Consider the following 3,879-nt stretch of genomic DNA (forward strand, 5'->3'; position numbering starts at 1 on the left):
CCTCGGGATGCTCTCCGGCCTCATCACGCCCAGCCGGGGACGCATTCGCATCGGCGGCCGTCCGGCCGAGCCGCGCACCGCCGAACTCAAGCGCAAACTGGGCCTGGTCCCGCAGGAATTCGCCTTCTATCCCAGCCTGTCGGCCCGGGACAACCTGCAATTCTTCGGGGCCATTTTCGGATTGCGGGGCCGACGGCTGCGGGCGCGGATCGACGCGGTGCTGGAGCTGGCGGGACTCACGGGCCGCGCACGGGAGCCGGTGGCGCAGTTCTCGGGCGGCATGCAGCGGCGCCTCAACATCGCCATCGGGTTGTTGCACGAGCCGGAAATCCTGGTGCTGGACGAGCCCACCGTGGGCATCGACGCCCAGAGCCGCAACGCCATCCTCGAAGCTCTCCAGCAACTCAACCGGGACGGCATCACCGTGGTCTACAGCACCCACTACATGGAAGAAGCCCAGCGCCTGTGTGGCCGGGTGGCGATTTTGGACCAAGGCCGTATCGTCGCCCTGGATTCACCTCGGGAACTGGTCCGCGCCCTGGATCAGGGCGTCGTCGAGATAAGCTTCGCCGAGCCGTTGCCATCGGAGTTGCGGGCCAGGCTCGAAGGTCTCGCGTCGCTACGCATCGCGGACGGCGAGCCGTCCATGGTCCTGCTGGAAACCCCGCGCCCGGAGGACATCCTGCCGGGCGTCTTTGAAGCCGCCCGCCACGCGGGGCTGGCCATCCGCACTCTGAGGGTGCTGGAGCCGAGCCTGGAGACGGTGTTTCTCAAATTGACCGGCCGGCAACTGAGGGATTAGAGCCATGCTCCCACTGCATCAAATCTCAGCCATCGCCGCCAAGGAGTTCAAGATTCTATGGCGGGATCGGCAAGCCCTGGCCCTGCTGTTCCTCATGCCGGCGTTCTTCATCCTGGTCATGAGCTTCGCCCTGGAAGGCGTGTTCGAAGCGGGCACGAAGGCGCGGCCACTGGACATCCTGGTGGTGAACCAGGATCGCGGCGACCTCGCGGCCCTGACCCTGGCAGCCGTCCGGCAGTTGGAAGGCCTGGCCGTGCGGGAAACCGGCACAGCCGATGCCCTGAGCCGGGAGCAAGCCGAGGCAAGCATCCGCGCCGGTGCGGCCCGCTTCGCCCTGGTGTTCGGCCCGAATTACACGGCCCGGATGCGGGGGGATATGAGCGAGCCCGGCGACCCCTTGGTGCTGGTCGTCGATCCCGCCGTCAATGTCCAACTGCAAACGCTCATCGCCAACAGCGTGGGCGGTGTCGCCGAGCGGATGCGACTCACGGCCCGCTTGCAGGAAGAGTTCCAGAACACGCCGGACTTGCTGGAAGACCCGGCGGAATCTCCGTCCGGGATCGAGGCGCTGATCTCTGATCCTTCCCAGCGATTGGCACCGGCCATCGTCCCGCCCGAAGGCTACCGCCGCGAGCGTCGGCCCACTTCCACCGAGCAGAACGTGCCGGCCTATGCCATCTTCGGGGTGTTCTTCATCGGCCTGACCATCGCCAAGAGCTTCCTCCGGGAACGCACCGAGGGCACCTACGTCCGCCTCCGCACCGCGCCCCTGGCGAGGCCGGTTTTCATCGTCGGCAAACTGCTGGCCTACTACCTCGTCAACCTGTTGCAGGTGGCGGTGATGTTCGCCATCGGCACCCTGGCGTTCGACATGCGGCTCGGGAACCTTCCCGCCTTCGTGCTGGTGTCTCTGGCCGCCGCTGCCGCCGCCAATGGTCTGGGCGTGCTCATCGCCGCCCTGGGCCGCAGCGAGGCGCAGGTGGACACGCTGGCCGTGCTGTTAGCCATCACCCTGTCCGCCCTGGGCGGCATCATGGTCCCGGCCTATGTGATGCCCGAATTGTTGCAGAGCTTGTCCCGCCTCACTCCCCATGCCTGGGCGCTGGCGGGCTATCAGGACGTGATCGTCAGGGGGCTGGGGGTTCGGGAGGTTTGGCCCGAGGCGGCGGTGCTGCTGGGCTTCGCGGCGGGCTTCATGGGGGTGGGGTTGTGGCGGTTGCGGTTGGCTTGAGGTAGATCGGACGGTGCCCGGTGTTCCTGTTGGCTGAGCCATTGCCAGCAGCTCACCCTTAACTCAATGGCATTAAATCGTAGGATGGGTGGAGGCGCACCGGGAATATGGCCACCGTTTTTTTAGAGGCTTACCTGCGCCGTAACCCATCGCGTCTTGGGCTAGATGGTCGATGGGTTACGACGCCCACGACACCCGTTAAGCCGGAAACCTTGCAGCGGGCGTCTCCACCCATCCTACGAAAAAACTTCGATTTCCAAATGTCTCGGTTTAGTTCGTAATGCCCCATCGCCTACCCGGCTCGCCCCAAATCCGCCAATATCTTATCCCGCACCAACTGCCCCGAGAGCGTCACCATCGGCATGCCGCCGCCGGGATTGACGCTGCCGCCCACGAAGTAAAGGTTCCGGTATTGAGCGCTGCGCTGCGGGGCTTTGAAGCCGAGATTCTTGAAGCGGTCGGAGACCACGCCGTAAATGGAGCCTCGGTTGGAGTAATAGCGGGCCTCGATGTCCAGCGGGGTCCAGGTCTCCTCGCAGACGATATGGCGGCGGAGATCGGTCAGGCCCATCCGTTCCAGCTTGTCCAGCACCCGCTCCCGCAAGGCCGAATAATCCTCCGGGCCATGGGGGTTGGCCGGGTCGAGGTGGGGAATGTGGGGCAAGACCTTGATGACCTCGCAGCCCGCCGGAGCTTGACCAGGATCGGACTTGCAGGGGGCGACGAGATAGATGGTGGGATCGTCGGAGAGCCGGTTCTGGTGAAACACGGCATCGAAATGGGCCTTGGCGTCCCTGGCGTAGAAGAAATTGTGGTGGGCCAGTTGCGGATAGGTCCGGTCCACCCCCAGATGCAGCACCAGACCCGAGCAGGACGGGGCGAATTTCCGAAGCGGGCGGATCGCGTGCGGGTCGGCCTTGAGCAGCCTCTCCAGGGCCGGGATGACTTCCATGTTGGAGACCACCAGATCGGCCGCGATGCGGGAGCCGTCTTGGGTCACCGCGCCCGTGATGCGCCCGGCCTCGCGGGACAGCTCCACGATCTCGGTGTCGAGCCGGATGCGGACGCCCAGTTCCCGGGCGAGCTTTTCCAGCCCGGCGGCGAGGTGGTACATGCCGCCCTGGACGTACCAGAGTCCATAGCCGAACTGCACATGGGGCAGCAGGTTCAGGAGGGCCGGCGCGTCGTAGGGGGAGGAGCCGACGTACTTGACGAAGTAATTGAGGGCGTCCACCAGCTTGGGGTTTTTCACGAAGCGCCGGACGCCCTGGTCCAGGTTCCGGAACACGTCGAAACCGGCGAGACTCTTGAGCGGGCCATAGCACCGCACCAACTCCCAGAAGGAATCCAGGCCCTTGGCGAAATAGCCTGCCTCGGTGATCTTGCTGAGCCGTTCCGAATATTCCAGAAACCGATAAAAGCCTGCCGCATCCTCCGGCGCCACGCGGGCCAGTTCCCGGTCCATTGCGTCGCGGTCCGGGGTCAGGTCGAAGTGCGTGCCGTCCTCGAAAAAGTTGCGCCAGTGGGGCAGCACGGGTTGGAAGCTGACGTAGTCCTCCATCCGCCGACCGGCCTTTTGGAACAGCGCCTCGAAGATGTGCGGCATGGTGAGGATGGAAGGACCGAGATCGAAGGTGAAGCCGTCCTTCCTCAGCACATTGAGCTTGCCGCCCACCTTGTCGTTTTTCTCCACCAGTTCCACCGGAAATCCTTCCGTGGCCAGGGAGATGGCGGCGGACAAACCGCCGAGTCCGGCGCCGATGACCAGGACTTTGGGAGAGTTGGTGTGATCCATGGTGGAGACCTGTTTCGGTAAAAGGGAAGGGTTAGAGGCGCTGCCATTTAA

At 64.6% G+C, this 3,879-nt stretch carries 3 protein-coding genes; 2 read left to right on the forward strand and 1 reads right to left on the reverse strand.

What is annotated here, in order from left to right:
• Both ACXWUF_RS20140 and ACXWUF_RS20145 read left to right on the forward strand, forming a co-directional pair.
• The coding region (locus ACXWUF_RS20140) for an ABC transporter ATP-binding protein (RefSeq protein ID WP_458496354.1) at positions 1 to 802 on the forward strand (802 nt) is incomplete at its 5' end.
• A gap of 4 nt (positions 803 to 806) precedes the next feature.
• On the forward strand, positions 807 to 2,033 hold the full coding sequence (locus tag ACXWUF_RS20145; RefSeq protein WP_458496355.1) for an ABC transporter permease: 1,227 nt from the start codon (positions 807 to 809) through the stop codon (positions 2,031 to 2,033).
• A 292-nt stretch (positions 2,034 to 2,325) separates the two neighbouring features.
• Here ACXWUF_RS20145 and ACXWUF_RS20150 read toward each other — a convergent pair whose 3' ends face one another.
• Entirely contained in the window at positions 2,326 to 3,828 is a 1,503-nt protein-coding gene (locus tag ACXWUF_RS20150) for a phytoene desaturase family protein (RefSeq protein ID WP_458496356.1), read from the reverse strand.
• Between the last annotated feature and the right edge of the window lie 51 nt (positions 3,829 to 3,879).

This window comes from Methylomagnum sp., assembly GCF_054333355.1.

What these genes read in the sequence shown, in the direction of transcription:
- ACXWUF_RS20150 (WP_458496356.1), bottom strand. Translation starts at nt 3,828, where the DNA reads ATGGATCACACCAACTCTCCCAAAGTCCTGGTCATCGGCGCCGGACTC.
- ACXWUF_RS20145 (WP_458496355.1), top strand. Translation starts at nt 807, where the DNA reads ATGCTCCCACTGCATCAAATCTCAGCCATCGCCGCCAAGGAGTTCAAG.